At 46.6% G+C, this 23,438-nt stretch carries 26 protein-coding genes; 13 read left to right on the top strand and 13 right to left on the bottom strand.

Annotation, left to right across the window (positions count from 1 at the left end; genetic code table 11):
- Positions 1 to 3: 3 nt before the first annotated feature.
- Positions 4 to 477, bottom strand: a complete 474-nt coding sequence (locus tag ABIO93_RS20365) for a DinB family protein (RefSeq protein WP_348071031.1) — start codon at positions 475 to 477, stop codon at positions 4 to 6.
- An 89-nt stretch (positions 478 to 566) separates the two neighbouring features.
- On the opposite strand from ABIO93_RS20365, the gene ABIO93_RS20360 reads away from it, so the two are divergent.
- Positions 567 to 812, top strand: a complete 246-nt coding sequence (locus tag ABIO93_RS20360) for a hypothetical protein (protein ID WP_348071029.1) — start codon at positions 567 to 569, stop codon at positions 810 to 812.
- Positions 813 to 906: 94 nt separating this feature from the next.
- Here the strand turns inward: ABIO93_RS20360 and ABIO93_RS20355 are convergent, their stop codons facing one another.
- Positions 907 to 1,338 (bottom strand): VOC family protein, encoded by a 432-nt coding sequence (locus ABIO93_RS20355; RefSeq protein WP_348071027.1) that lies wholly within the window; start codon positions 1,336 to 1,338, stop codon positions 907 to 909.
- 94 nt (positions 1,339 to 1,432) lie between these two features.
- Between ABIO93_RS20355 and ABIO93_RS20350 the strand changes: the two genes are divergently transcribed.
- Positions 1,433 to 1,807 carry a DoxX family protein gene (locus ABIO93_RS20350; RefSeq protein WP_348071025.1) on the top strand — a complete coding sequence of 125 codons (375 nt, stop codon included), beginning with the start codon at positions 1,433 to 1,435 and terminating at the stop codon, positions 1,805 to 1,807.
- Here the strand turns inward: ABIO93_RS20350 and ABIO93_RS20345 are convergent.
- The gene (locus ABIO93_RS20345) at positions 1,804 to 2,493 is read right to left on the bottom strand and encodes a hypothetical protein (protein ID WP_348071023.1); all 690 of its coding nucleotides are present in this window, start codon (positions 2,491 to 2,493) and stop codon (positions 1,804 to 1,806) included. The two genes, ABIO93_RS20350 and ABIO93_RS20345, sit on opposite strands and share 4 nt — an antisense overlap.
- Positions 2,494 to 2,859: 366 nt before the next feature.
- Here ABIO93_RS20345 and ABIO93_RS20340 point away from each other — a divergent pair, with 366 nt between their 5' ends.
- Together ABIO93_RS20340 and ABIO93_RS20335 are read left to right on the top strand one after the other, a co-directional pair.
- Positions 2,860 to 3,333 carry a hypothetical protein gene (locus tag ABIO93_RS20340; RefSeq protein WP_348071021.1) on the top strand — a complete coding sequence of 158 codons (474 nt, stop codon included), beginning with the start codon at positions 2,860 to 2,862 and terminating at the stop codon, positions 3,331 to 3,333.
- Positions 3,334 to 3,445: 112 nt separating this feature from the next.
- Positions 3,446 to 4,072, top strand: coding sequence for a hypothetical protein (locus ABIO93_RS20335; protein ID WP_348071019.1), 627 nt, complete (start codon positions 3,446 to 3,448; stop codon positions 4,070 to 4,072).
- 31 nt (positions 4,073 to 4,103) lie between these two features.
- Here ABIO93_RS20335 and ABIO93_RS20330 read toward each other — a convergent pair whose 3' ends face one another.
- Together ABIO93_RS20330 and ABIO93_RS20325 are read right to left on the bottom strand one after the other, a co-directional pair.
- Entirely contained in the window at positions 4,104 to 4,274 is a 171-nt protein-coding gene (locus ABIO93_RS20330) for a hypothetical protein (RefSeq protein WP_348071017.1), read from the bottom strand.
- 62 nt (positions 4,275 to 4,336) lie between these two features.
- Positions 4,337 to 5,164 (bottom strand): GNAT family N-acetyltransferase, encoded by an 828-nt coding sequence (locus ABIO93_RS20325; protein ID WP_348071015.1) that lies wholly within the window; start codon positions 5,162 to 5,164, stop codon positions 4,337 to 4,339.
- A 162-nt stretch (positions 5,165 to 5,326) separates the two neighbouring features.
- On the opposite strand from ABIO93_RS20325, the gene ABIO93_RS20320 reads away from it, so the two are divergent.
- Positions 5,327 to 6,208: a pirin-like C-terminal cupin domain-containing protein gene (locus ABIO93_RS20320; RefSeq protein ID WP_348071014.1), complete on the top strand. Its 882-nt coding sequence runs from the start codon at positions 5,327 to 5,329 to the stop codon at positions 6,206 to 6,208.
- A gap of 97 nt (positions 6,209 to 6,305) precedes the next feature.
- Positions 6,306 to 7,346 (top strand): alpha/beta hydrolase-fold protein, encoded by a 1,041-nt coding sequence (locus tag ABIO93_RS20315; protein ID WP_348071012.1) that lies wholly within the window; start codon positions 6,306 to 6,308, stop codon positions 7,344 to 7,346.
- Between the two features lie 15 nt (positions 7,347 to 7,361).
- Here the strand turns inward: ABIO93_RS20315 and ABIO93_RS20310 are convergent, their stop codons facing one another.
- The 5 genes from ABIO93_RS20310 to ABIO93_RS20290 form a co-directional block, all read right to left on the bottom strand.
- Positions 7,362 to 8,120: an oxygenase MpaB family protein gene (locus ABIO93_RS20310; protein ID WP_348071010.1), complete on the bottom strand. Its 759-nt coding sequence runs from the start codon at positions 8,118 to 8,120 to the stop codon at positions 7,362 to 7,364.
- A complete protein-coding gene (locus ABIO93_RS20305; protein WP_348071008.1) occupies positions 8,117 to 8,518 on the bottom strand; it encodes a DUF2809 domain-containing protein in 402 nt (133 codons plus the stop codon). Before ABIO93_RS20305 ends, ABIO93_RS20310 begins: the two co-directional genes overlap by 4 nt.
- 123 nt (positions 8,519 to 8,641) lie before the next feature.
- Positions 8,642 to 9,046 carry a response regulator gene (locus tag ABIO93_RS20300; protein WP_348071006.1) on the bottom strand — a complete coding sequence of 135 codons (405 nt, stop codon included), beginning with the start codon at positions 9,044 to 9,046 and terminating at the stop codon, positions 8,642 to 8,644.
- A gap of 45 nt (positions 9,047 to 9,091) precedes the next feature.
- Positions 9,092 to 9,595: a PH domain-containing protein gene (locus ABIO93_RS20295; protein ID WP_348071004.1), complete on the bottom strand. Its 504-nt coding sequence runs from the start codon at positions 9,593 to 9,595 to the stop codon at positions 9,092 to 9,094.
- Between the two features lie 48 nt (positions 9,596 to 9,643).
- Positions 9,644 to 11,101, bottom strand: a complete 1,458-nt coding sequence (locus ABIO93_RS20290) for a phospholipase (protein ID WP_348071002.1) — start codon at positions 11,099 to 11,101, stop codon at positions 9,644 to 9,646.
- Positions 11,102 to 11,308: 207 nt separating this feature from the next.
- On the opposite strand from ABIO93_RS20290, the gene ABIO93_RS20285 reads away from it, so the two are divergent.
- Positions 11,309 to 12,973: a T9SS type A sorting domain-containing protein gene (locus tag ABIO93_RS20285; RefSeq protein WP_348071000.1), complete on the top strand. Its 1,665-nt coding sequence runs from the start codon at positions 11,309 to 11,311 to the stop codon at positions 12,971 to 12,973.
- 128 nt (positions 12,974 to 13,101) lie between these two features.
- On the top strand, positions 13,102 to 13,539 hold the full coding sequence (locus tag ABIO93_RS20280; RefSeq protein ID WP_348070998.1) for a VOC family protein: 438 nt from the start codon (positions 13,102 to 13,104) through the stop codon (positions 13,537 to 13,539).
- Between the two features lie 70 nt (positions 13,540 to 13,609).
- Here the strand turns inward: ABIO93_RS20280 and ABIO93_RS20275 are convergent, their stop codons facing one another.
- Complete coding sequence (locus ABIO93_RS20275) at positions 13,610 to 16,423, bottom strand: VWA domain-containing protein (RefSeq protein WP_348070996.1); 2,814 nt, start codon at positions 16,421 to 16,423, stop codon at positions 13,610 to 13,612.
- A 236-nt stretch (positions 16,424 to 16,659) separates the two neighbouring features.
- Here ABIO93_RS20275 and ABIO93_RS20270 point away from each other — a divergent pair, with 236 nt between their 5' ends.
- Both ABIO93_RS20270 and ABIO93_RS20265 read left to right on the top strand, forming a co-directional pair.
- Positions 16,660 to 17,478 carry an SDR family oxidoreductase gene (locus ABIO93_RS20270; RefSeq protein ID WP_348070994.1) on the top strand — a complete coding sequence of 273 codons (819 nt, stop codon included), beginning with the start codon at positions 16,660 to 16,662 and terminating at the stop codon, positions 17,476 to 17,478.
- A 117-nt stretch (positions 17,479 to 17,595) separates the two neighbouring features.
- Positions 17,596 to 18,486, top strand: a complete 891-nt coding sequence (locus tag ABIO93_RS20265) for a helix-turn-helix domain-containing protein (protein WP_348070992.1) — start codon at positions 17,596 to 17,598, stop codon at positions 18,484 to 18,486.
- 19 nt (positions 18,487 to 18,505) lie between these two features.
- On the opposite strand, the gene ABIO93_RS20260 is transcribed toward ABIO93_RS20265, so the two are convergent.
- Positions 18,506 to 18,925: a hypothetical protein gene (locus ABIO93_RS20260; RefSeq protein WP_348070990.1), complete on the bottom strand. Its 420-nt coding sequence runs from the start codon at positions 18,923 to 18,925 to the stop codon at positions 18,506 to 18,508.
- Between the two features lie 138 nt (positions 18,926 to 19,063).
- Here ABIO93_RS20260 and ABIO93_RS20255 point away from each other — a divergent pair, with 138 nt between their 5' ends.
- Both ABIO93_RS20255 and ABIO93_RS20250 read left to right on the top strand, forming a co-directional pair.
- On the top strand, positions 19,064 to 20,179 hold the full coding sequence (locus ABIO93_RS20255) for a Fic family protein (protein ID WP_348070988.1): 1,116 nt from the start codon (positions 19,064 to 19,066) through the stop codon (positions 20,177 to 20,179).
- A 29-nt stretch (positions 20,180 to 20,208) separates the two neighbouring features.
- Positions 20,209 to 21,183, top strand: a complete 975-nt coding sequence (locus ABIO93_RS20250) for a DUF1080 domain-containing protein (RefSeq protein ID WP_348070986.1) — start codon at positions 20,209 to 20,211, stop codon at positions 21,181 to 21,183.
- 11 nt (positions 21,184 to 21,194) lie between these two features.
- On the opposite strand, the gene ABIO93_RS20245 is transcribed toward ABIO93_RS20250, so the two are convergent.
- Complete coding sequence (locus ABIO93_RS20245) at positions 21,195 to 21,956, bottom strand: DNA alkylation repair protein (protein ID WP_348070984.1); 762 nt, start codon at positions 21,954 to 21,956, stop codon at positions 21,195 to 21,197.
- A gap of 148 nt (positions 21,957 to 22,104) precedes the next feature.
- Here ABIO93_RS20245 and ABIO93_RS20240 point away from each other — a divergent pair.
- A partial coding sequence (locus ABIO93_RS20240; protein WP_348070982.1) for an alkaline phosphatase family protein occupies positions 22,105 to 23,438 on the top strand: 1,334 nt, incomplete at its 3' end.

The following is a 23,438-nucleotide window of genomic DNA, read 5'->3' as shown; positions in this document are numbered from 1 at the left end:
ACTTTAACTAGCCCGCTCAGTCGGAAAAATCTTAGCAAAAAGCACATAATCCGTTGTGGGTGGCGTGAAACCCAGCTCCCGGATACGTCTCGCAATCTGACCACGATGATAAGTGGCGTGGTTAACAACGTGTGCCAGCAAGTCCTGAACGTTATTTCCCAGTGGTTGCCCGGCCAGATTGTTGTAATTCCGCCATTCGACAAAACTACCGGAATGCAGCTTTTGAATGTATTCCAGCCAAAGTTGCCCATTACTATCCAGCTCGCTGAGCAGCCGAGGAAGTTCCAGGATCTGCCATACCGGCTGATCTTCCTGCTGACCTACTATCCGTTTATACCAATTGGATTGGGCCAATTGCAGGTGGCTCATTAGCCTAATGCAGTCATGATCGTCTATACCGTTGTCGATCATACAATCTCCAATCGTGCGGTTTGCCCAGTTATTAAAGCGAAAAAGCCTGTCGAAGTAGTCGTTCATTAATGTTGATGGATTTGAATTAAAGTTATGTGATTTTCGTAAAACCGATTAAAACAATCGCGAAATTTATTTCACTCATCAATTACTTCATGAAATCGTTCCTACACGAAGGCAGGATATATTACAGCGCAGTCGAGTTCGCGATGGCGCATAGCGGTGGTAGGTGGAAAATCCCTATTTGGAATGCGTTACGCAATGGTCCGGCCAGATATGGCGACCTGAAAAAATCGATACTGCCTATTTTGGATAGATATGTAAAGGCGGCGCTTCGCAGCAAAACTTCCAGGTCTGCTGCGACAAAAAAACGCAAAAAAATGGAGCTCCAAAAACATTAAAATCACTGAATTACTGTGATGCCGGTCTTTGGAGCTCATTAATTTTCTGAGTCTTTCCCAAATGAATTAGCGATCGAAACGATCACCGATCCAATCAAATCTTCCCCATGTTCCCCAACTTTAAAATTGGCTTGAAAATCTCCCAATGATGCCCGAATGGATCCGAGAGGTGTCCTAGCCGGTATCCATAGTCCTGGTCGGCGACGGGATAAACGATCGTTGCACCAGCAGTTACGGCACGCTCAAATAATTCATCAGGATCTGTTACTTCCAGGCCGATCCTGACGGGAGTACCATTCAGGCTTTGCGGACTCAGATTACCATGTTCTACCGACTCGTCCGCGACCACGAAGCGTGCCCCTCGCAGCGTCATTTCGGCCACCAACGACCCGTCCGGATCTGTATTGGACATCAGAACAACAGCGCCAAACGCTTGCTGATAAAACGCAATAGCATTCGATCCGTTGTTGACGGCCAGCGTAGGAACGATCACGGCGTTGCCAGTTTCCCCGGTATTTGTTTTCATAAGTTCTCGTGTTTTGACAAGCCTTTTCTTACTTTAATATAAATAACGGTTTATTTACGACAATGTCCGTTAAACCCAATCGAAATCTAATATCATGACGATCCCCGCAAAAATTGGCCTTTATAGTATGGCCGCGATTTACATTGTTGTCGGGATCTTGCATTTGGTAAGGCCAGATCCGTTCAGGGCCATGATGGCGCCGTGGTTACCGGTGCCCATGCTGTTGATCTATGTCAGCGGGGTTGCAGAAATTGTGTTGGGAATGTTGCTTATTCCAGTCAAAACCAGGCCAATATCTGCCAAGCTGATTATTGCGATGCTAATCGTGTACTTCTTCGCTTTTCACATTCCACAGTCTATTGAGTACTATCATTCAGGTCACAAATATTTTATCGTGACCCTCGTTCGTCTGCCGTTGCAGTTTTTATTAATTGGCTGGGCGTGGCTGTATGCGAAGCCTCTGCGCTAGTGGTGTACCGGATCGAGCTCATCAACAGCTCGCCGATAGCGCTTTTCCTTTTCCCCTGCGGCATAGCGAGCCCACCAGAAGCCTAGTACGGTCAATAACATCGTGTAAAACGAGCCTTTAAGCACTCTGCCATTGCCCATGCTCACTACAAATTCCGCAATCACTGCCACTGAAAGTACAACCAGCCATAGCAGCATATAAGAATGTAATAAAAAAGGAGTTCTGCGCACCACTTTGTTGGCCACATCGCGGTTATAGACTATCAATACCCGTTCGAAATGGTTACAAAACCTTTCGAATTCACCCGGGTCGCTGTAAATGCCATTGGCGCCCACTTTGAGCTTGCTTCTTCCGTCGCGAAAATGCAGCGTTAGCGTTGCGCCGTTGTGATGGTCTATCCGGTATGATTTCAAGTCAAAAAAGTTAACATTTTCTTCCCGGCCCTGAATGGCGATCCGGACAAAGTTATCGCCCAATTCAGCCTCGCCTTCTTTCACTACCCGGTGGCGCTGACCGTAAAAAAGGAGAGTCGGGGCAGCGACTGTGAGCAGTAGGGCAAAAATGTTCTTCTCAAAAAATGACTGCCCCATTACAATGAAGACCGCCGCGAGAAATACCACCAGGCAACCCGCCATCATGGTGAGAGCTGCCCTTTGGCTATAATATTGGAAATGATAATGATGCATGGCTAGAACAGTGACGTCAGTTTCCGGTTGATGCTTTATGACTTCCAGAAACATAAAGGAGGACGGTGCGCCGTCCTCCTCATCGTTAGCTCATGAATTTGCTTTTTGTAACCGCTCGAATAAGAGGACCAGATCGCGGAAAAGCATCAAAAGGTTAAACAAACCGATTGAAAAGGGTTACCGGACATTCCTTCAACAAAAGTGCTCTTTCGTACATTTCGAGTGCTAAGGATGAGGAAAAGCGAGGGAAAAATATCTTTTGATGTTATACAATCTGTATAATTTTCCATATCTTAGTTAATGGTAATTTAGATGAATGTCAGTGTAATAAGCAGGCGAAAAACTGATTATTAAATTCCTGGAACAATGAAGAAAGCGAACAATGAAATTGAAGTAGAAGACATTTGGAATGACCAGAAAAAGGCTGGTCTGAAAGAGTTTGTCCTTTCAGAATCGGCTAAGCAGTCGGAGGAAAGGAGGCTGAGAAACGAGTTGCTGGCTATTCAGTATCGAATGCAGGATTACATTGAGAGTGAAAATCCTGCTAACATGCTGCGATTGATAGATTTCGTAAAAATGTACCTCCATACATTGAACGTGACACAAAAAAAGCTGGCGGAATTGTTCGAAATGAAGGATAGTAACCTTCATAAATATCTCGTTGGAGAAAGAAAATTGAATGCCGATCTTGTTCTCAAGCTCAGCTCGTTTTCACATATTGACCCGGAATATTGGTTCAGAGTAGAGGTTAAAAATGAACTCATCGAAATCAATAAAGAAAAGGCTAAGGCGAAAGATTATCAAAAGTATGATTATCGTAATTTGTTGGCGGCTTCTTAGTGATTTGAGTTCTCAATTTGAACATTCAACATTTCCGGTTTTGGTAAAAAAGTTGTCAATCATCGTCCTGCTTTCCCTTTTCGGTCACCTCTGCGCCGGACAACCGAAAATTATGTCCATTCCGGTAAATACCAATGGAGATACTTCTTTTTGGAATAAATATCAGTCAGAAAAATTTGCTGAAATCGGGTTATCCAACCTTGCTCAATCCCGAGACAGTTTGATCCTGCGCATTTCGACTGAGATTCAGTCGATTGAGATCCGTACGACAAATTTTGAAACATTTTCAGGCAAGATTTACAACTTCACCAAAAAAGTTTCGCTAAATCCTGACCAGCAAAGCAAGGAAGTGCAGAACAAATGGCTTTCTAACAAAACAGCTATCAAACCGACTACTGCCCGGCAGGTTTACGAGCTTTCCAAAAAGCTTTCCATTGATACCATACCCAGCGAGGAGCAAATAAAACGTTGGCCAATTGGTGCGGATGGCATGTCTTACATCATTGAATATGCTACACCTTCCACTTATTCCTTCAAATCATATTGGGAACCGTCGACTTCGAGATACACATTGAAGGAAGCAGCCGCCATTGATAATTTCACGAAAGAGCTCAAAGCAACGCTGGAACTGTATACCTGCTTCGACACTTTTATCAATTCCCTGCCAGCAGGTACCTACCATGCCGGTGGGATTTTGGCGATAACTACAACCAAGAAGCGCTTGTGGAAGAGGCGGTAAAAATCGTCCTTCCAGTTTTAGCACATTCTCATTACAACCGCACGGAATATAGTGGCTTCATAATCCGTGGTCTTTTGCCTGTTTTTTGCAATGCATTGTTTGCATTGTTTTTGGAGAATGGGTTGGTGTGTTCGGCAGACAGATTGGCGTCATCAAATAAACCTGGATATTCTGCTTCGATATTTTTTGCTGATGATTTCATTTTGGTTTTTGTTTTTGTTTGAAACCATTGGAATACAAAATCGTGCCAGAGTAACCGCACGTTTATCCTTTTTCCGGTCCCGAACTTGCCCATATGAATTCGACAATATCCTGGATGCGTTCGCCGCGGCACATTCTCACAAATGTGCGCTGTTTCACAAAATCATTTGCTTCCGCCCAGTGCACGGCGGGGACATTTTGTGAAGGAATATCTACAAAAATCCTTCGTCCCTGCAACTGGGAAGCCATTTGATCCAGAATATGACGACCTGCATCCGCATTTGCCGCGATCGCCGGTCCGATCTGAATGGCTGACGCTCCTTCGCGGGTGAAGGCGTAACCTTCGACCATTTTCTTGCCATTGTTAAGATAAAAAAACGGTGACCCCTGCCCTACCACACTATGGAGCAGCATTGCCCGGTCAACCCCGGTTGCATGGCGATCAAGTTTCATAATATCTCGCATTACCTCCTCATCAATAGGCTTTTGAAAATATGAAGATGTAGCTTTTCCAGATTCAGGCTCGCGCACGAATCTGGTCACTTCATATTCCTCTTCGAAACCTAATTTTTTATACAATCCCTGTCCCAATACCGTCGCATCCAGCCGGATCGTGGTCACCCCTTTGCGTTCCAGATAATCCATGGCGTGCAGAAGCATTTGCTTGGCTATCCCCCGATTTCGGAATGCGGTATCGACCAGTACCATGGCTATCCATGCACATTTTTCGAAACAGCAGGTCGTAGCGGTGGCAACTGGAATTCCTTCTTTTTCTGCCATGAAGCAGCCGTTTGGTTCTAATTTCATGGTTCGAAGCCAGTCTGCCTCGGACTGGTTCCAGCCTGCCTGCTGCACCAGGTGCCTGCAAACCGGCAGATCTGTCCTTGACATTTCTCTTATTTCCAACAAAGTTGACTGATCTTGCATTACCTCAGTAACTATCAAAATGTATAGTGCCGCCGATGGATTGCATGCCCGGATATTTTGTTCTACCCATGCGGCCATCCTTAAAAGCAAACGGGTATCGCATTTTAATGAATAATACTTTGAAACATGGAAAACCAACCTATTGCCAGAAAAATAGTTACCGTTCACACTCCTGATGCCCAACAAGGATTTCTTGGGCCTGACCACACTGCCCGTGCCGTGATACAGACCGACTTTACTAACAGCGATCCGTTCATTTTACTGATGGATGATGTGCTTGATAAAAAGAATGATGAACCCGTTGGCGGGGCTCATCCGCATGCCGGATTTGAGACAGTATCCCTGCTATTGGAAGGAGAAATCGGCGATACCGGACATTGGATGAAAGAAGGAGATTTTCAAATGATGACTGCCGGAAGCGGCATTGTGCATACGGAATCCATTGAGCGTAAATCTAAAATGCGATTGCTGCAAATGTGGCTGAACCTCCCCAAGGCGGATCGCTGGACCACCCCGCGCGTGCAGGACCTCTCATTTGAAAATGCGCCCCTTTTGTCGGAGAATGGCTTCAAGATCAGGCTGTACAGCGGCTCTTTTGCTGGACTGACGTCTCCCGTCCAAAACTACGTCCCGCTCATTGTTGCAGACATTCAGTTGCAGCCAGGGACTACAACGGTTCAGCAATTGGGCAGTTCTTACAACGCATTTTTATATGTGATCGAGGGCAGCGTAAAGGTGGGTGAGGATGCCCGGGCCTTGCAAGCAAATCAGGTGGGCTGGATGGACCAGCCGGTGGGTGACGCACAAACCGACCTGGTATTAACAGGCGGAGAAGCTGGGGGCAGGGTCATTTTGTACGCAGGAGAGCCGCAAAATGACCCTATCATATCTTACGGCCCATTTATCGCTGATGATCAGGACAAAATCAAGGATCTTTACCGGGATTACCGTCAGGGCAAAATGGGGCATGTATCGGGATTGCCAGCGGCGCAGAGATTTAGTTACTAAATGTATTTCCGGTTCGGGACTTTGTAATAATTGGCGCGGGGCAGAGCTTCGCGCTGACTTATTTGATAACTTGCCAAGAAGCAAATCCTAAACGACAATGAAAAAAATCATCCTGCTCATTGCGCTTGTTATTGCGGTACATATACCGGAAATCGTATCAGGCCAAACTACCCTGCAAGGCTCCGTAGAACGTATTAAGGTGCACGGAAAAGGATTGGAAGGTAACCTGGAAGGAAATTCAGCCGACCCCGATGTATCCATATATCTGCCGCCTAGCTATAGAAAAGATTCAAAACGCAGGTATCCCGTGGTGTACCTGCTGCATGGCTTCACCGACAATGATGCGCAATGGTATGGGCTTGTGAAGCATTGGATCAACTTGCCGCAGATCGTAGATAAAGTCTTTGCCGCCGGCCAGGTGCAGGAAATGATCATCGTAACACCCAATGCTTATACGCGCAGTGGCGGGAGCTTCTATTCCAACTCGGTGACGGTGGGTAACTGGGAAGAATATGTCGCAAAAGAGTTGGTCAGCTATATTGATCAGCATTACCGTACCATTGCGAAAGCTGCCAGCCGGGGCCTTGCCGGTCATTCTATGGGTGGTTATGGAACAATTCGCATTGGTGAGCGATATCCAAACGTTTTTTCGAGCCTTTATCTTTTGAGTCCGTGCTGTATGGCGCCGGGTGGTAACCGTTCGCCCGAATCCCTGGCAAAAATAGAAGCGCTGAAAGATCCTGCTGATTTCAACAAGGCGGATTTTGGGACAAAGGCTGCCATTGCGTCCGCAGCTGCATGGTCACCTAATCCAACGAAACCACCTTTTTACACAGACCAGATCGTAGAAAATGGCCAGTTACAAAAAATGACTGAAACAAAGTGGGCGGCTAATTCCGGATTGGCGACGCTTGACCAGTACATTTCAAATCTCAAACAACTCAAAGGGATCGCTTTTGACGCTGGGGACCGCGACCAACCCATTGCAGCGAATATCAAAATACTGCATCAAACACTGGATAACTATAAAATCGAGCATTCCTACGAAGAGTATCAGGGCGACCATTTGAACAAAATCGGGGAAAGGATCGAGCAAAAGATGCTTCCATTTTTCTCCAAAAAATTGGCAGGGAAATGACGATCGGGCACTGGTTTATTTCGAATCCAGGCTCACTACCTGGGCCTTATGCTTTTCAGGCAGGATCAGATTTCGCATCAAATGGTGTACCCCGAAAATCCGCATCAATTTATAGGTTGGCAGCATAACAGCCAGGGCCGGGCCGTGGCCGAGTGCGAGTTGCTCATTCACTCGCTGAGGAGCAATGCGAGCCTGTACCTGGCCTAGCAACATATATCTGCACCAGCCCAGGTGCTTTCGGTATCGTTTATACAGGTCGATGGAAAAATTACTTTTTTCGAGATTTTCGAGCAAATGCTCCTCCCGCATTTTTTTCCAGTTGGGATAATCGGCAGGCAGACCGGGTATCTGCATTCTCGCACCGACCTGACAAAAAACATCAAAAGCTTCCGCTTTTTCGTCGTCTGTCATTTTTCTTTCCAATAACTCAAAGGAGCGAATCGAGTAGTCAACCAGCATGAATAACACATCGCGGTACGCCCAATCGGGAATTTTTGCACCGCGTTTGTTCTCAACCTCCTTGTGAATGGCGGTGATCTGGTCAATGGCTTTCATTGCCGCGTCGTATTCCGAAAACACAATTTGCCGGGCGTACGCTACCGTTGAAAACAACCTTCCCAGCGGATCAGCGGGGAGCTTGCCAGTAAAGTAAAGCCAGTCTACCGATTTATTCAGGGCAAATTCCGCAGACGCACCGGCAAAAATAAAGAGAATCGTGTCCGCCTTTCCCCAAATCTCCCGCACGATCGAACCCTCTTTTACAAACCATTTCATATTTCCTGAAAGCTTGCCGCTCTATTTTCGATTAATAAAATAAATACAATACCCAACGTGTAAGCGATTATGTCCGACCAGGAAAAACGGGTACCCAATACGATACTAGCCGCCACATTGGTTTCCAGCCCCAGCATTTTAACAATTTGAAAAAACTGTAAGGTTTCAATCAGGTACGAAAAAAGTAGAACGACTACTGCTGCAACTTGTACGGAAGTACAGCTAGTACCTCTCAGCAGGCAGTAAAGCAGGATCACGACCAGAAAATCCCCTCCCCAGGGACGAATGAAGGAATCGTGCACAAACAATGCGATCATAACCTCAGTGAAAAAGAGCACCAATGCGAGGATCAGATAACGTTTGTTAAATCTTAAAGTAAATTGATTATCCAGCTTCATTCGAGAATTCCATTCAAAAGTAAAAAGTACTTTGAAATACAAAGTACAAGTTAAGTTACGACTTCTCCAAACGAACCATTGTGAAGTTGGGTCTTTAATAAGTTGTGATCAGGGTGGCGCAGTTTATTTTTGACCTAAAAACCTTGATACAATTCTCCTGGCAATGTCCAGCAGTGCTTTGAAGTTATTTGGTTTTACAAAAAAATCATTAGCCCCGGCAGCGAGGGCTTTCTTTTTGAGTTCCGGATTATCGGAAGTAGACAGCATAACTGCCGGAAGATCCGCAAGCTCCGGTTCCGACCTGATCTCCTTGATAGCCTCGATTCCGTTCATTCTGGGCATATTCATATCGAGCAGCACGACGGTTTCAGAAAGGTCATCGGAGTTTTTTACGTTTTCGACGAGTTCTTTTCCGTCTTCTGCTTCAATCACTGTCAAATTTGGATTCGCCTGCTCCAAAGCGTCCTTGATCAACATTCTGTCGTCTTCGTCATCATCGGCAAGATGAACTGTCTGGCCTTCTCCCATATCATTGTAGCAAACTGAAAGACAAATATATTAAATGATCCGCGTTTATGGTATTGCGGTGTGGTGAACCTCGAACTGATTCACAAAATCATCGGCGTCATCGGGTGTAACGATGATACTTTTACCTTGGCTGGTTTTGATCAAAACCGTCTTCCTTCTTCGCGTAGCATACCAGGTCATGCTTCCGAGTTTGGAGTTGGCGAATTTGCCAAAGTAGCCAAACAACCCTCCCACTCCAAAAGTCCGGAAAGTCCATTTCAGCATTTTATCATCCAGCAGCTCTACACTTTCCATCTGTTCACGGCTCAGCGACACATCACTCACTGGCCTGTGAATGATCAGCTTATCTTTTGTCACAATATAATGAACTGGCCGAAGCGCATAACAAACCGCGTAGATTGCAACGATCATTACCGCTATAAAATAACGGCCAGCTACGCTGTTCCCGCCATCATCCATGAACGTAGCAATGATGATCGCGATGAAGAACACCGTTATCGCGACGGTAATAATTTTGGTAGCGTTATCCCAGGAGGCTTTGTACGTCATATCATGAGGGTTAATGAATGTGAAAATAATCATTTTGTCCCATTACTCTCACATGAAGGAAGCCTTTTTGGGGTGGGGTTCGGGTTTCCGTTTCTGGGCGAATAGCCAGTCCATTAAGCCCGGCTCGGCGCGGACGTCGTTCCAGATGTCGTGGCCTGCGTAGGTGAATTCGGAATACTTAGGATTACCGCCAGCTTTTCTAATCGCTTCAATGATCGCGCGCGTCCCGCTCACAGGGGCAAGGCGGTCGCGGGCACCGTGAAATGCCCATATCGGCATATTTACCAGCGCTTTTCCGAATTTGGCGTCACCCCCACCGCAAATGGGTATGGCGGCGGCGAACATTTCGGGGTGTGTACTGATAAAATGCCAGGACCCATAGCCGCCTCCGGAAATACCAATCACGTAGCGTCTTTCCGAGTCGATCAGATACTCTTTTTCAATGGACCTTATCGTACTAAAAACGAGCGTATCAATCGTTGGATACCCATCAATACCGCCAAAACCGTAACCTTCCGGACATTGCGGCATAAAAATGAATGCGGGATATTTCTTTCGGTTTTCATCGCTGGACAAAAACGGCGCGGGATCAGCGCCAACCTGCCTCACATTATCAGTCCCGTGGGCACCTCCGTGATGCAGGCATACGATCAACGGATATTTTTTTGTAGCGTCGTAATTGATCGGCATGATCAGTCGGTATCGCAGCGTGTCACCGCTGCCGTTCACATAATTTCTTGCGCCAAACGCTTCTGCCTGTTTCTTTTCCAGCGGGGTGGGTATGTATGCCTTATGGCTCCCGGACCGAAAACCTTCACCAGCGAACTTCATTCCCAAAAATAGGAGGCCCAATATAGCCAGCACTTTGGCAAGCTCCCGCCAAACCACGGGCTTCGTCTTTTCGACGGTATCCGTCACCAATTTCGCCTCATTTCGCAAATTCAACAAAAACAGCACAGAAGCCAGGATACCTACCACAGAAGCCCAACGGTGGATCTTTTCCAGTAGCAATTTCAACGAGATGTCCTGTACATTGACACTCCATAACATCGTCGCAATCATGATTGGCCCGATGATCGCAGATACCACGCCGGCCCATTTAAGCAAGGGCTTTTTGTTCGTTTTAGAGAAAACCAAACTGAGCCCGTACAACGTGCCGGTACTCAGCACTATGACACCACTGGCGATGTAAATCTTTTGTAAGTCTCTATATATCATTACATTATAAATCAAAATATACATCCACAAATTGACTATGGTGGAGATCAGCCCGAATACAAATGCGGTACGATACGATTTGTACCAGAAGTATTGGAGCAAAGCGAATGAAGTGATAATGAAGATGAATGCACAAAGGACTATCCACGGATAAAATGATCCGAGCGTCAATACCCTGGCCCCGAGAGTGAGACCGGCAATACTTTGAATAATAGTTACAGTAATGCTGAGCGCGGTAAAAAGCACTGCGAAGGAGTAGAAATCGCGGGATAGCACGGACTTTTGCATATTCGGAAAGTGGTTAGTCAGCGTTCGTCTTTTTCTTTAATGAACTAAAACAGAGGCGGGTAGGAAACTACTTTTCTGATTTACAAAGGTTACATAACTGGTTAAATGGGTATTTGTATGGTTTGCGATCAGGAAAAACCACATCATCATGCGATTGATCAGGGATAGGAACTGACGCAACTTTGTCCTGTTCTAAACACAATCGACATGAAAACTTTTTTCACACTCATCTTTTGCCTCGCAACTACTTTTCTGGCTTCCGCAGGGATCAAAACCGATATCGCCGTAGAGAATTATCCGGGCGCCAATAATGTGGTCAATGGCCGCTACGCTTACGATGGGCTTGGCGCAGCAGGATATCCCCAGTACCGCGCCAATCGCTCGGATGACACATTCATAGCCCCACAGATTATCCGTTTTAATCCATTGGTGAACCGTTGGGAACTGTACATCACCAAAATGGTTTCAGGAACGCCTACTTCGCAGCTCGCAGCCACCAGCCCAGGATCCGGGACGGGTATTGTTGGCAAAAAATGGACTGTTTTTTATCCTTACGGCAATCCATTGGGGCTTTACACCGCATTGAACGTCTACGAAACAGTGGTACATACGACGGTTCCCGGGTGGGATTACAGTATCTGGAGTGACGGGCGGTCGTGGTCATCGGGCTTTGTTCCGAGAACGTATGATAATGTGATCATCACCAAGTCTTTTAATGTAAATATTGAAGCAAAATGCAATAACCTTAAACTAGTGGAAGGAACTTCCGGCTCATTCACTGTCCTCACCGGCGCGTATGCCTATTCGGCCGTCAGGATACATGGCAAATTGGAACAGGATGTGTATACGATGATCGATCTTCCCGAAATCGAATTCAGGGGAAACGAATTGCAGACCGTCTCTGCAGACCTCAGCAGAGGTTACTCGATGCGGGTAGATCGCGTTTTGATCAATAATCCAAAAAATATTCAATTGCTGACATCTATCGGTTTTATGGCACGTGTAGGCTCCAAATGTGAAACTCGGCTGGTCAAAGGAAAAGTGCTCATCGGAGCCCATGTACTTACCTGCCAAAACATCACTGGGGCTGATGCCAGCAGGTTTTTCGTGACCAACGGAACAGGCGCACTGTACCTCACCGCCCGGACGGGCACCGATCCAAACTTCCAATTTTTCCCGGTCGGTCCTTCACCGGAGCGGTATACGCCGATGTGGGTTTACTTTGGCTCAGCCAACAGGGATTATTCCAATTTGCTAGCGAGCGCTGCCTACAATCCATCGTTATTCCTGCCCGGCCACCACGTGAATGTAATGTACACCGTCAACCATGGATCAGTAGTTCCCGCGCCGGGAACGTTATTATCCTGGGTTTATCAATTTCAATGGAATGCCGGAGACGCTACCACCGGATTTGATTATTCAGACCGCATTGAATCCAGAAAATGGAATGGTACCAGTTGGTCGGCAGGTATATCAGAAGGCGTAGCAACAGGCTCAGGCCCTTACAAATACACTTTCGGATCCCGAGAAGGCCGGGTAGTGACATTCGGGATACATGCAGTTACGAAACGATTGGCTGGAGAGCGGATCGGCGCAGAGGAAGTTGAAATGAATAAAAGTGAAATTGAACTGGACTACGCACCTTTCCCAAATCCTGCTCCCGCGTCAGGATTCCGCGTGCATGTAAACGATCCCGCGACTGCGCAACTCCGCATGCAAAGCCTTTCCGGAACAGTCATTGACATTGCTACCCGCGTCGATTCTGAACATCAGCTGGCCGTGCAGCCAACCCGGAATATTACCACCGGAATCTACCTTTTACAAGTTAAAGAAGGCAGTAACACCAGGGTTCACAAAGTATTGATCAGATAAGCTCATTTCTGTCCCGATCCCCCCCTTCGAATGTCCGTTTTCGGGAGTATTAGTATTGTAAAAAGCAGATAATTTTGAAACATCAACTTGATAGCAACATCATTATCAAACCTAAAACACTTTTCACAATGGCAAAACTAAACACCTACCTCAATTTCGACGGAAATACGGAAGAGGCTTTCAATTTTTACAAATCAGTCTTCGGCGGCGAATTCCTGGCTGTTAACAGAATGTCGGAGATGCCTGGCGCTGAGCAACTTCCCGACAACGAGAAAAACAGGCTGATGCACATTGCATTGCCTATCGGTCATGGCGACATTTTGATGGCGTCGGACACGGTGCCGTCAATGGGACACGTTCTGAAAGTGGGAAACAACTCATATATCTCTGTTTTCACTGAAAGCCGCGAGGAGGCCGACCTCCTGTTCAACGGCTTATCCGCCGGTGGAGAAATAGAAATGGCGCTGGACGATATGTTCTGGGGCGATTACTTTGGCAGTTTCCACGACAAATTCGGCGTAGGGTGGATGATCAACTTCCCGCGCCAAGGCCAGGGACATTCCTGACAAGTAGAATTAACGGCCCCGGCAATCCTTGGGGAATAGTTACTGAAAAGAAACACAAAAAAGCAAATCACTATTTAGCGGTTTGCTTTTTTGCTTGTGCTTCCAGTACCAATTGCAAATCGGCACTTTCTGCGGTCACATGCGCGTAGGTACCCTGGCCGAGCTCGCTCAGTTTCCTCAACCGCTGTCCGGTCTGCGCATTTCGTCCGAATGTGAATATGGTGAGGTACACATCCTGCCGGGCATTTTCACCGATCAAATGCATTACTTCATCGCTCACCGGAAACTCGCCGTCCGTCGCCAGTACAATGCGATTGTTACCGCCGCGGATATAATCTTTGTTCGCTACTTTATATGCGAGCCGAATTCCTTCATTACCATCCGTATCTCCATCCGATTGCAGGAGGTCAATCTGCCGGGCGATTTCTGCCGCCTTGGATCCGGAAGTCGGTTTCAGCACAACGCGCGCCTTACCGGAATATAAGACAATGGAGATCTGATCCTCTGACCGAAGTAGGGTAAGCAACGATTTGATGGATCTTTTCAGCAGCGGCATTTTGAATGGCGAATTCATCGATGACGACACATCCAGCAACAATACCATATTATTAGGCGCAAAACCTTCCAGCGAGCGGGTTACATGTTCGTTCGAAACCGTGCGATCTACATATACCGTGTCTACACGTACGCGCTCGACAAAAACCGTATCTTTTTGCGTAACGATAAGCCGATCTGCCTCTTTCACAATGGGTTTTGCGGACTCACTGACTGGGGTTTCCTGCTTAATGGGTTCCGAATTTGTCCTTCCGGCGATAACTGGCGGGGGTTCCAGAGGAGTTTCTTCCCTAGGTTTGAGTGGGAGCCCCACCTGGGGCTCGGTTTTCTTCGGCGCAATGCCGTCAGGCTTTTGGGGTGTGAGACGGCGGAAAGTAAAAATATCAGGCTGATTGATCATTTTAAGCAAGCCTGCATTGGCCAGCTCGACAAATTTATTGTACTGATAAACCAGCTCGTTGTTGTAGAAATAGTAAAAAGGTTCAAAAGGATGTCTTGTCACATTGGCTGATACAGCTTTCACTTTCTGGACCATTTCAGCAAATCGCAAAGAGTTGGAGGCCAGATCCTCGTAGGGCGAATATGGGCAGAGGCCATTACTACGACCGTACCGTTTCAGTCCCTTCATGTTTTGGTACTCGTCTGCAATGAGTTGTTTCGCGTCCGTTTCCAGTTGGCCAGTTTCTGGCAGTTTAGATTTCTCGTCTTTCAGGAAATCTCTTACACCAAAGAAATCCTCCCTGCCATTGTCCATTGTTTTCAACATGGCATTGCCCGAAACGTACCATGAACTTGCCGTGTTTGCATGCGGGTAACTTTCGTGAATGCGCCGCACATCTTTATAAAGCTGTTCCTTTTTCTGGTCAAACACATCAAAAAGAACGGCATAACGATCCAGAATGGCATCAGACCGACGAAGCTGGTCTTGTATATATTGTTTTTCGGTAGTGTAGGCAATCAGTTCTGCGCTGAGCCCGTCCATTTCCTGCAATACATTCAGCAACACTTCGGCCTGGGTATTGATGCTGGCACGGTAAGGCTGGGGAACAGATGCGCTGGCACTCAGCAAAAGTTGGTATACTGAAACGGGGACTTTATAATCATCATAGGAATACGTCAGGTTCGCCCGTTTCTGAGCACGGGCCTGGTCACGGTAGTACTCGGCGGAGGATTGATAGTTGCGAACCAGTACTTGCATCAAATGCATTTGCCGAAGCGATTCATTGATAAACTCCACATAATCATTCAATACGCGCACCATAGCCACGGAAGGTGGAGACGACGCTTTTTTAGTATTGAATGTCGTTAGCGGTTTATCCCCAAATGCAGGAGTCTTCGTATTTTTTGGTGTCGTCGCCGAAGCTGGTTCTTGCGCTATTACCGGACTGAATGCAGGATAATCCAGCATTCTTCTGGCAGAATTACTATAATTGATAAAAGCCTTATGGTTAGCCAGTAAATCCTGATTATACCGGTTCATGAGCGATACATATACCTCATTGCCATGACGAGCAGACTGTTTTGCAGCAAAGTTATAATCGTCAATGGCGCTACTTTTAATGCTTTGCATCGCCTGCAAAGCCGATTTGAAAGAACCTACCATATCAGAGGCCGGATAAGCCAGCCTGGATTGCAACTTCCCGAAATCAGCAAGCAGTTTTTCATCGCGGAGCATACTTTGCTGGACTCTGGCGACCGGCCACTCGAACCGGTTTTCCTCATTGAGATAAAAAGGTAATGAATCGAGTAGTTGCTGCTGGCTTATCAATATCTGCTCCATTTCTTTTTCAGTGCTGAGATACGGGTCCGACGCTGAATAAGGTTGGTAGCGATGGTATATGGATTGAATTTGCTGGTAGAAGACCGCCTTTTCCTTTCTGAATTTTCCAAAAAGCGATTGCATTTCCGAGACGAGCGCGTCCGATTTTTTCAAATTATCATCCTTATATGCATTCAGTCGAACGTAGGTTTCCAGCGCTTTACCAGTGTCATCCAGCTTGTTCAGCAATTCCCAAACTGACCTAGTCGCTGTATTGAGCTGCTGCTTTTCGCCGGCAGTTAGGGCCTTCGCCTCCAATGCTTTGTGATAATAGAACTCTTCTAATGGGCCGGAAGAAGGCAATCGCAGCGATAGATCCGGCTTTTTTCGGTACCGGATCGTCTCTTCCTGGTACTGCCGCAACATATTGAACCGGCTCGTCACTTCATCAGCTGATTTGCTCAAAAACTCGACATAATGGTTCAGGGTCTGCTGCGGCGCCTCCTGTTGCGCACGCACCTGATTCAATAGGCATGTAAAAATGAATAAGAGGAATAAACGCGGTCTCATAGCTGGATCGTAGGATGAATGTAGTGTATAGCATTTGCAGCCAGGCGAATGTCGGGATTTTGGAGCAAAAATGACAACGCCGCCTTCCTGCACTTATTCATCGTATCAAACTAATGATAACCCGGTCGGGATTATTCATGCGAGGTCAATATGTATCACCTTTTCAGACTTTTGTATAACATCCGCGAAGCAGCACGGATATAGCTTTGCATTATCAATTTTTAACAAAAACAGTAATGACAAAGACCATATTTATTACAGGAGCTTCCCGGGGATTTGGAAAAATCTGGGCAGAAGCATTTCTTAAAAGAGGTGACAAAGTAGCCGCCACAGTAAGAAACCTAGACACATTGAACGACCTGAAAGCACAGTACGGCGACGCGCTGCTGCCGATCAAACTGGATGTAACCGACAGAGCCGCGAGTTTTGCGGCAGTTCAGCAGGCAAAGGAATATTTCGGACAGATCGACGTGTTGATCAACAATGCAGGTTACGGTTTATTCGGTGCCATTGAAGAAGCGACCGAGCAGGAAGCACGCGACCAGATCGAAGCCAACGTGTTCGGTTTGCTATGGGTGACGCAGGCCGCTATACCCATCATGCGCGCTCAAAAACATGGGCATATCATTCAGGTATCGAGCGTATTGGGAGTAGCTACCTTGCCGGTACTTGGACTGTATAATGCCTCCAAATGGGCGGTAGAAGGCCTGAGCGAAAGCCTGGCCAGCGAAGTAAAAGACTTTGGGTTGAATGTTACCCTGGTAGAACCTAACGGATTTTCGACCGACTGGGCTGGCGCATCCGCTACGCATTCGGAACCCATCGACGCCTATGATCAGGTAAAAGCCAATTTCCAGGCCGGCCTGACTGACGAGAGCTTCGGTGACCCGGAAGCAACATCCGACGCCATTCTCAAACTGGTGGATTCTACCAATCCTCCGCTACGTCTATTCCTAGGAAAAGTGGCCTTGCCGTGGGTGAAACAGGTTTATTCAGACCGGTTAGCAACCTGGGAAGAATGGAGCGAAGTTTCTACGCTAGCACACGGAATTTAATACTTTCGTAAGCTGTTTACACATTGTCACACTGAGGGCAGTCGAAGTGCACGTGCACTCTGCAAAAACACTTCGACTGCGCTCCTTGTGACAATGCTAACACTCAATCCGCCAATCATGGACCATTTCAAAAATTTGAGCGATATGCACCGGTACAATGGCTTTCCGGTACCGGAAAATTCCATGCTGAGCCTCATCCGTTGTAACCAGAGCTGCTCGTTCGGCGACAGGGAGTTTACGACTGATTTTTACATGATCGCTTTAAAGAAAATGAAGTCCGGCGTGATCGTGTATGGCAGAACCAAGTATGATGCCGACAGTGGTTCCATGTATTTCACAAAACCGCGGCAAGCGATTCAAATGCGTGATCTGCAACTGGAAGAAGATGGTTTCGCGATCTATGTTCATGAAGATTATCTGAACGGTCATCCATTGCATGCCGAAATCCAGAATTATAATTACTTCGATTACGAGACCAACGAGGCGCTGCATTTATCGCCCAAAGAAGAACAGATACTGTGGGACCTTTACGCCAAAATTGAAATTGAGTACAATAATAATCAGGACGAATACAGCCGTGAGATCATTCTGGCGCACATTGATTCGATACTGAAATATTCCCAGCGATTTTACAAACGCCAGTTTATCAATCGCACCGAGATTTCCGGTAAGGTAGTATCCAAATTTAACCACTCACTGTCTGAATATTTCCAAAGCGGGTTGATGACCAAGCAGGGCTTACCAACGGTGAAATTCATGGCCGATCAACTAAATACCTCTTCCCGCTACCTGAGTGACCTTTTGAAACAGGAAACCGGAAAAACTGCGATCGAACTGATCCATTATTTCCTTATTTCAGAAGCCAAAAACCTGCTGAAAGGCGCTGACATCAATGTGGCAGAAATCGCATATACATTAGGCTTTGAAAACCTTCCCTATTTCTCACGGTTGTTTAAAAAAGAAACGGGCGTGAGTCCGGTACAGTTTAAGAAGCAGTACCTCAATTAACGGCACCATTCGTGTAAAGCTATCGCTTGTATTTTTTCACATCTGTTGCCAGACACCCCGTCAGGATCAGTTCACCATCCGTGTAGGTAATCAGCCACGTTTGACATCTGTTGCAGGCAGCTGCACAGTTATTATTTTTGGGTACAATGAATGATTTTTTGATTTCAATGATGACACCATTGACCACAAGCGAAGAAGGGTTACAACAAATCTCTTCCTTTTTATAATCCAGAATCACCCCGTCCGCCCGGAATTCAATATCATTTTGTGAAAAATAAGGAACATCCTGCCAAACCTGCGAAGTCCCGTCCTGTACCTTTATCTGCGAAAGCTTCCATACACCTTTGAGCGGTTTGAGTCGGGCATCCGGTTCAGGTATATCCTTTTGACAACCTACAAAAACCCAAAAAACGAGTAAAAATCTAGTCAAGATTCGCATTTTGGGACGTATTGATGAAGCTGAGATAATCCATAAATTAGTAAATGCCGCTCACTTTCCCAATTATGAGCCGAATAATGATGCTATTCGGCTCATAAATTTGCTATATTTGAGCCGAATAAAGAATTTAATCGGCTCATGTATTACAATTGGCAACTACCAGACTGGCCTGATTTCAAATATGAACTTGCTGATTCTATCGATCAGCTCATTGCATTTGCTGAGGAAACAGGAAATGTAAGCGGTTTATTGAAAGCCGCCCCCGATGTTGTAAAAGTAGAGACCCTGATTGATATCATGGTTGCCGAGGCTATTAAAACATCTGAAATTGAAGGCGAATACCTGAGTCGCCAGGATGTGGCCTCATCTATTCGAAACAATCTTGGAATAAATCAAAAAGCAGAGCCCGTAAAGGATAAAAAAGCACAAGGCGTTGCGGAATTAATGGTGGACGTACGCAAGTCGTACGAAGATGCATTGACCGAAAAAAAACTGTTCGAATGGCACAAAATGCTGCTGAAAGACAGCCGTACCATCAATACCGGGGCGTGGCGCAAAGATACTGCCCCTATGCAGGTCGTCTCAGGTTCGATTGGGAAAGAAAAAGTCCATTTTGAGGCACCGTCATCAGCGATAGTACCAAATGAAATGGAGCGCTTTATTCAATGGTTCAACGAAACAGCGCCGGGCGGAAAGCATGAGATCAAAAGAGCACCGGTACGCTCCGCCATTGCCCATTTATATTTTGAATCCATACATCCTTTTGAAGACGGAAACGGGCGTATAGGACGCGCCATTGCGGAAAAAGCATTATCCCAAACACTGGGCCGGCCGGTCATGCTGAGCATTTCCCGGAAAATTGAAGCCGATCGCAAAAGTTATTATCAGTTTCTGGAAGTGGCCCAGCGTAGCAATAACATTACGGGCTGGATCATCTATTTTGTTCAGGTCATTTTGGATGCCCAAATTGAAGCCCGGGATATACTGAATTTCACATTACATAAAACCCAATTCTTTGACCTTTTCAAAGACCAATTCAATGAACGTCAGTTGAAAGCGATTAAAAGAATGCTGGATGAAGGGCCCCAGGGATTTGAAGGTGGTATGACTGCTCAGAAATACATGTCCATCACGAAAACCTCCAAGGCAACCGCGACGCGCGATTTGCAGGCTTTGGCCGAAGCGGGGGCTCTGGAACCGCAAGGTGGCGGGCGAAGTACCAGTTATAAGCTGAATATTAAATTTTATCCATAAATTGACGCCTTCTTAATACCTAAAAATTTATGAGCATCAAATTCCAAACCAACCTGCGCCGGGCTTCCCGGAAACTGGCATTATCTGCGCTGACATTGCTGACAGCTACTTTTACAACCAACGCCGATCCATCAAAACCACTGGCATCCACACTGGAAGGCCGCTGGGATATCACGGTTGACGTAGCCGGAAAACCTTTACCTTCCTGGCTGGAAGTGAGGCATTCGGGCACGCACACATTGGTAGGCCAGTTTACGGGATTTTCCGGCAGCGCCCGTCCGATCTCAGAAGTACATTTCAAAGATGGCAAACTGAACTTCGAAATTCCGCCACAATGGGAAAAAGGCGACAAAAACCTGACCGTAGAAGGTACGCTTGCCGGTGAAAAAATTTCAGGATCATTAACAACACCGGAAGGCAAAACGCACAGCTGGACAGGCGTACGCGCCCCGGCACTACGCAAAACCACAGAACCGGCATGGGGAAAAGCCATTCCATTGACCAGCGGTAACGAAATCAAAGGCTGGCATCCGGCAGGTACTACCAACCAATGGATCGCCGAAAATGGCATTCTGCGTAGTCCAAAATCAGGTGCTAACCTGATCACCGATGAAAAATTCAATGATTTCAAACTGCATATCGAATTCCGTATCCCCAAAGGAAGCAACAGCGGCGTGTACCTGCGCGGACGCTACGAAGTACAGGTAACCGACAGCAAAGGAATGGAGCCTGCATTGGATCAAAGTGGCGCTGTTTATGGATTTCTTACCCCAAGCGAAATGGTTGCGAAAGACGCGGGTGAATGGAATTCTTACGACATTACACTGATAGGCAGAATGATAACAGTGGTTGCAAATGGCAAAACCGTGATCAGTAACCAGGAGATCCCGGGCATTACCGGCGGCGCGCTGGACAGCAACGAAGGCGAGCCAGGCCCACTATACATTCAGGGAGATCACGGCCCGGTGGAATATCGTAATATCACCATTACACCAGCCAAATAGTAACAAAAAACTTAACCTGCGTGCTTCAATGCCATATAATGGCTGCGCGAAGGTTTGTCGAAATGTTCCAGAGAGTAGCGTAAAAGTGTCCGGGGCATAGTAGCAGCATATTGATCGAGGAAGTTGAGCAGTTGCGGGCGGTGAATCTGTCCCGCACTGCGCAACATCCAGCCGGTAGCCTTATGAATGAGGTCGTGCTTATCATTCAGCAGCAGTTCTGCAATTTTAAAAGTATCCGCAATGTCGCCCTGCCGGATAAAATAACCGGTAGCCACAATAGCCGTCCGCCGCTCCCAGACGTTATCCGAAGCCGCCAGCTTGAAAAGCACATCCCTTGGCTCTCCTGACCTGTACAGGTAGCCTCCCACCACATGCGGAGCGCAAATGTCCACCAGGTCCCAATTGTTGATCCGGTCGGTTCGTCTCAAATAGAAATCATAAAGTGCCTTCCGCTGGCTCAGTGATGTCTTTTTATTTCGCGCCTGCTTGTCGATAATGCTCAGTGCACCCGTGCGGATTTCGTGAATGGGGCTTTCCAGCAGTTTTTCAATTTCTTCCAAAGGCATGTTGATATAGGCTTTGGCTAATTCAAAAATCTGGCCCATGCGCACGCCCATGAAAATATCGCCCTCCCCGTACTCCCCCACTCCGGTCTTGAAATAACGCATCAGCTTCATCGCCTCCACCGGCGAGCGGTAGCTCTCCATTCGCGCTGCAAATTCCGCGGCAGTCGGATGAGCGGGTTTTTCAGAAATAACTTCAATGGCGGCCATCAATTTCCGTGTAAAAGTGCTTTTCAAATATAACCATATAAAAAAGATCAAATCATAACTGTCAGGTAACATTACCCTGCATTTACTGAAATATATTTGACGCCAATATCCTTTTATTTCAATAAATATTAACCTGGTAATTTTTTAAATGGATTCACGGAGAGACTTCCTGAAACAAGCCGCCTTGCTGGCTGGTACGGGTGCTATGGCCAACATGTTGCCGCCTGTCATTCAAAGAGCAATGGCTATTAACCCGGAACCGGGAAGTACATTTTACGACGCTGAGCACATTGTATTTCTGATGCAGGAAAACCGCTCCTTCGACCATCAGCTGGGTACATTGCAGGGCGTGCGGGGGTATAATGATCCGCGTGCGATACAATTGCCTGATAAAAATAAAGTCTGGTTTCAGTCCAATAAGAATGGAGACACCTATGCTCCTTTCCGGTTAAATATCAAAGATACCAAGGTAGCATGGATGGGTTCCGTTCCCCACGGCTGGACCGACCAGACGGACGCCATGAACAATGGAAAGTATGACAAATGGCTGGACACAAAAAAGCCAAGAAACAAGGATTATGGCCATATCCCGCTCACCATGGGCTATTGCGACCGTACCGATTTCCCTTTTTATTACTCGCTAGCCGACGCATTTACAGTTTGCGATCACAACTTTTGTTCCAGCATCACCGGTACCCACCCCAATCGATACTATTTTATGACGGGTACCGTCCGCGAGAAAAATGAGGCGGACGGAATTGCACATTTGTGGAACATCAGCAACTACGAATATCCCGAACTGGAATGGAAAACATATCCCGAACGCCTGGAAGAACACGGCATTGCCTGGAAAGTGTACCAAAACGAGCTGACGATGGGTTACGGCTTGAAAGGCGAGGAAAGTGCTTGGCTGAGTAACTTCGGAACCAATGTTCTGGAATATTTCAAAGCGTACAATGTGCGGTTCCACGAGGGAGGCATTGCCAATCTTCAGAGCAAAAGAGAAAATATTATGAAAACCATTGCCGATCTGGAAAAAGAAGCAGGTGATGAAAAAATAGCTACGCGAATTGCAGCTGCCAAAAGGTTGCTCAAAAACATTGAAACTGCTCAGACCAAATTCAACAAAGACACATTAGCCAGCCTTTCAGAGAAAGATAAAGCACTGAACAGTAAAGCATTTAGCACCAACATTGCAGACGAATTTTTCCATGAGCTTACTGCCATCCAGTACAATGATAATGGCACCGAAAGAACATTGAATGTTCCGAAAGGAGACGTTTTTCATCAGTTCCGTGAAGATGTAAAGAATGGTACGCTGCCGACTGTTTCCTGGCTGATGCCTCCCGCCCATTTCTCGGATCACCCCGGTCAGCCTTGGTTTGGACCTTGGTACGTGAGCGAGGCGATGGAAATATTGTTGGAAAATCCGGAAGTGTGGAAGAAAACCATTTTCATCGTGACTTATGATGAAAATGATGG

This window comes from Dyadobacter sp., from assembly GCF_039919315.1.
Taxonomy (GTDB): Bacteria; Bacteroidota; Bacteroidia; order Cytophagales; family Spirosomataceae; genus Dyadobacter.
This window is presented reverse-complemented; position numbering and strand designations above follow the sequence as displayed.

Excerpts from the sequence above, each read along its gene's own strand:
- ABIO93_RS20320 (WP_348071014.1), top strand. The coding sequence starts at position 5,327 with ATGGAAAACCAACCTATTGCCAGAAAAATAGTTACCGTTCACACTCCT.
- ABIO93_RS20325 (WP_348071015.1), bottom strand. The coding sequence starts at position 5,164 with ATGTCAAGGACAGATCTGCCGGTTTGCAGGCACCTGGTGCAGCAGGCA.
- ABIO93_RS20305 (WP_348071008.1), bottom strand. The coding sequence starts at position 8,518 with ATGAAGCTGGATAATCAATTTACTTTAAGATTTAACAAACGTTATCTG.
- ABIO93_RS20275 (WP_348070996.1), bottom strand. The coding sequence starts at position 16,423 with ATGAGACCGCGTTTATTCCTCTTATTCATTTTTACATGCCTATTGAAT.
- ABIO93_RS20330 (WP_348071017.1), bottom strand. The coding sequence starts at position 4,274 with ATGAAATCATCAGCAAAAAATATCGAAGCAGAATATCCAGGTTTATTT.
- ABIO93_RS20285 (WP_348071000.1), top strand. The coding sequence starts at position 11,309 with ATGAAAACTTTTTTCACACTCATCTTTTGCCTCGCAACTACTTTTCTG.
- ABIO93_RS20300 (WP_348071006.1), bottom strand. The coding sequence starts at position 9,046 with ATGGGAGAAGGCCAGACAGTTCATCTTGCCGATGATGACGAAGACGAC.
- ABIO93_RS20345 (WP_348071023.1), bottom strand. The coding sequence starts at position 2,493 with ATGCATCATTATCATTTCCAATATTATAGCCAAAGGGCAGCTCTCACC.
- ABIO93_RS20340 (WP_348071021.1), top strand. The coding sequence starts at position 2,860 with ATGAAGAAAGCGAACAATGAAATTGAAGTAGAAGACATTTGGAATGAC.
- ABIO93_RS20355 (WP_348071027.1), bottom strand. The coding sequence starts at position 1,338 with ATGAAAACAAATACCGGGGAAACTGGCAACGCCGTGATCGTTCCTACG.
- ABIO93_RS20350 (WP_348071025.1), top strand. The coding sequence starts at position 1,433 with ATGACGATCCCCGCAAAAATTGGCCTTTATAGTATGGCCGCGATTTAC.
- ABIO93_RS20255 (WP_348070988.1), top strand. The coding sequence starts at position 19,064 with ATGTATTACAATTGGCAACTACCAGACTGGCCTGATTTCAAATATGAA.
- ABIO93_RS20280 (WP_348070998.1), top strand. The coding sequence starts at position 13,102 with ATGGCAAAACTAAACACCTACCTCAATTTCGACGGAAATACGGAAGAG.
- ABIO93_RS20265 (WP_348070992.1), top strand. The coding sequence starts at position 17,596 with ATGGACCATTTCAAAAATTTGAGCGATATGCACCGGTACAATGGCTTT.
- ABIO93_RS20270 (WP_348070994.1), top strand. The coding sequence starts at position 16,660 with ATGACAAAGACCATATTTATTACAGGAGCTTCCCGGGGATTTGGAAAA.
- ABIO93_RS20260 (WP_348070990.1), bottom strand. The coding sequence starts at position 18,925 with ATGCGAATCTTGACTAGATTTTTACTCGTTTTTTGGGTTTTTGTAGGT.
- ABIO93_RS20315 (WP_348071012.1), top strand. The coding sequence starts at position 6,306 with ATGAAAAAAATCATCCTGCTCATTGCGCTTGTTATTGCGGTACATATA.
- ABIO93_RS20250 (WP_348070986.1), top strand. The coding sequence starts at position 20,209 with ATGAGCATCAAATTCCAAACCAACCTGCGCCGGGCTTCCCGGAAACTG.
- ABIO93_RS20245 (WP_348070984.1), bottom strand. The coding sequence starts at position 21,956 with ATGGCCGCCATTGAAGTTATTTCTGAAAAACCCGCTCATCCGACTGCC.
- ABIO93_RS20365 (WP_348071031.1), bottom strand. The coding sequence starts at position 477 with ATGAACGACTACTTCGACAGGCTTTTTCGCTTTAATAACTGGGCAAAC.
- ABIO93_RS20360 (WP_348071029.1), top strand. The coding sequence starts at position 567 with ATGAAATCGTTCCTACACGAAGGCAGGATATATTACAGCGCAGTCGAG.
- ABIO93_RS20335 (WP_348071019.1), top strand. The coding sequence starts at position 3,446 with ATGTCCATTCCGGTAAATACCAATGGAGATACTTCTTTTTGGAATAAA.
- ABIO93_RS20295 (WP_348071004.1), bottom strand. The coding sequence starts at position 9,595 with ATGACGTACAAAGCCTCCTGGGATAACGCTACCAAAATTATTACCGTC.
- ABIO93_RS20310 (WP_348071010.1), bottom strand. The coding sequence starts at position 8,120 with ATGAAATGGTTTGTAAAAGAGGGTTCGATCGTGCGGGAGATTTGGGGA.
- ABIO93_RS20290 (WP_348071002.1), bottom strand. The coding sequence starts at position 11,101 with ATGCAAAAGTCCGTGCTATCCCGCGATTTCTACTCCTTCGCAGTGCTT.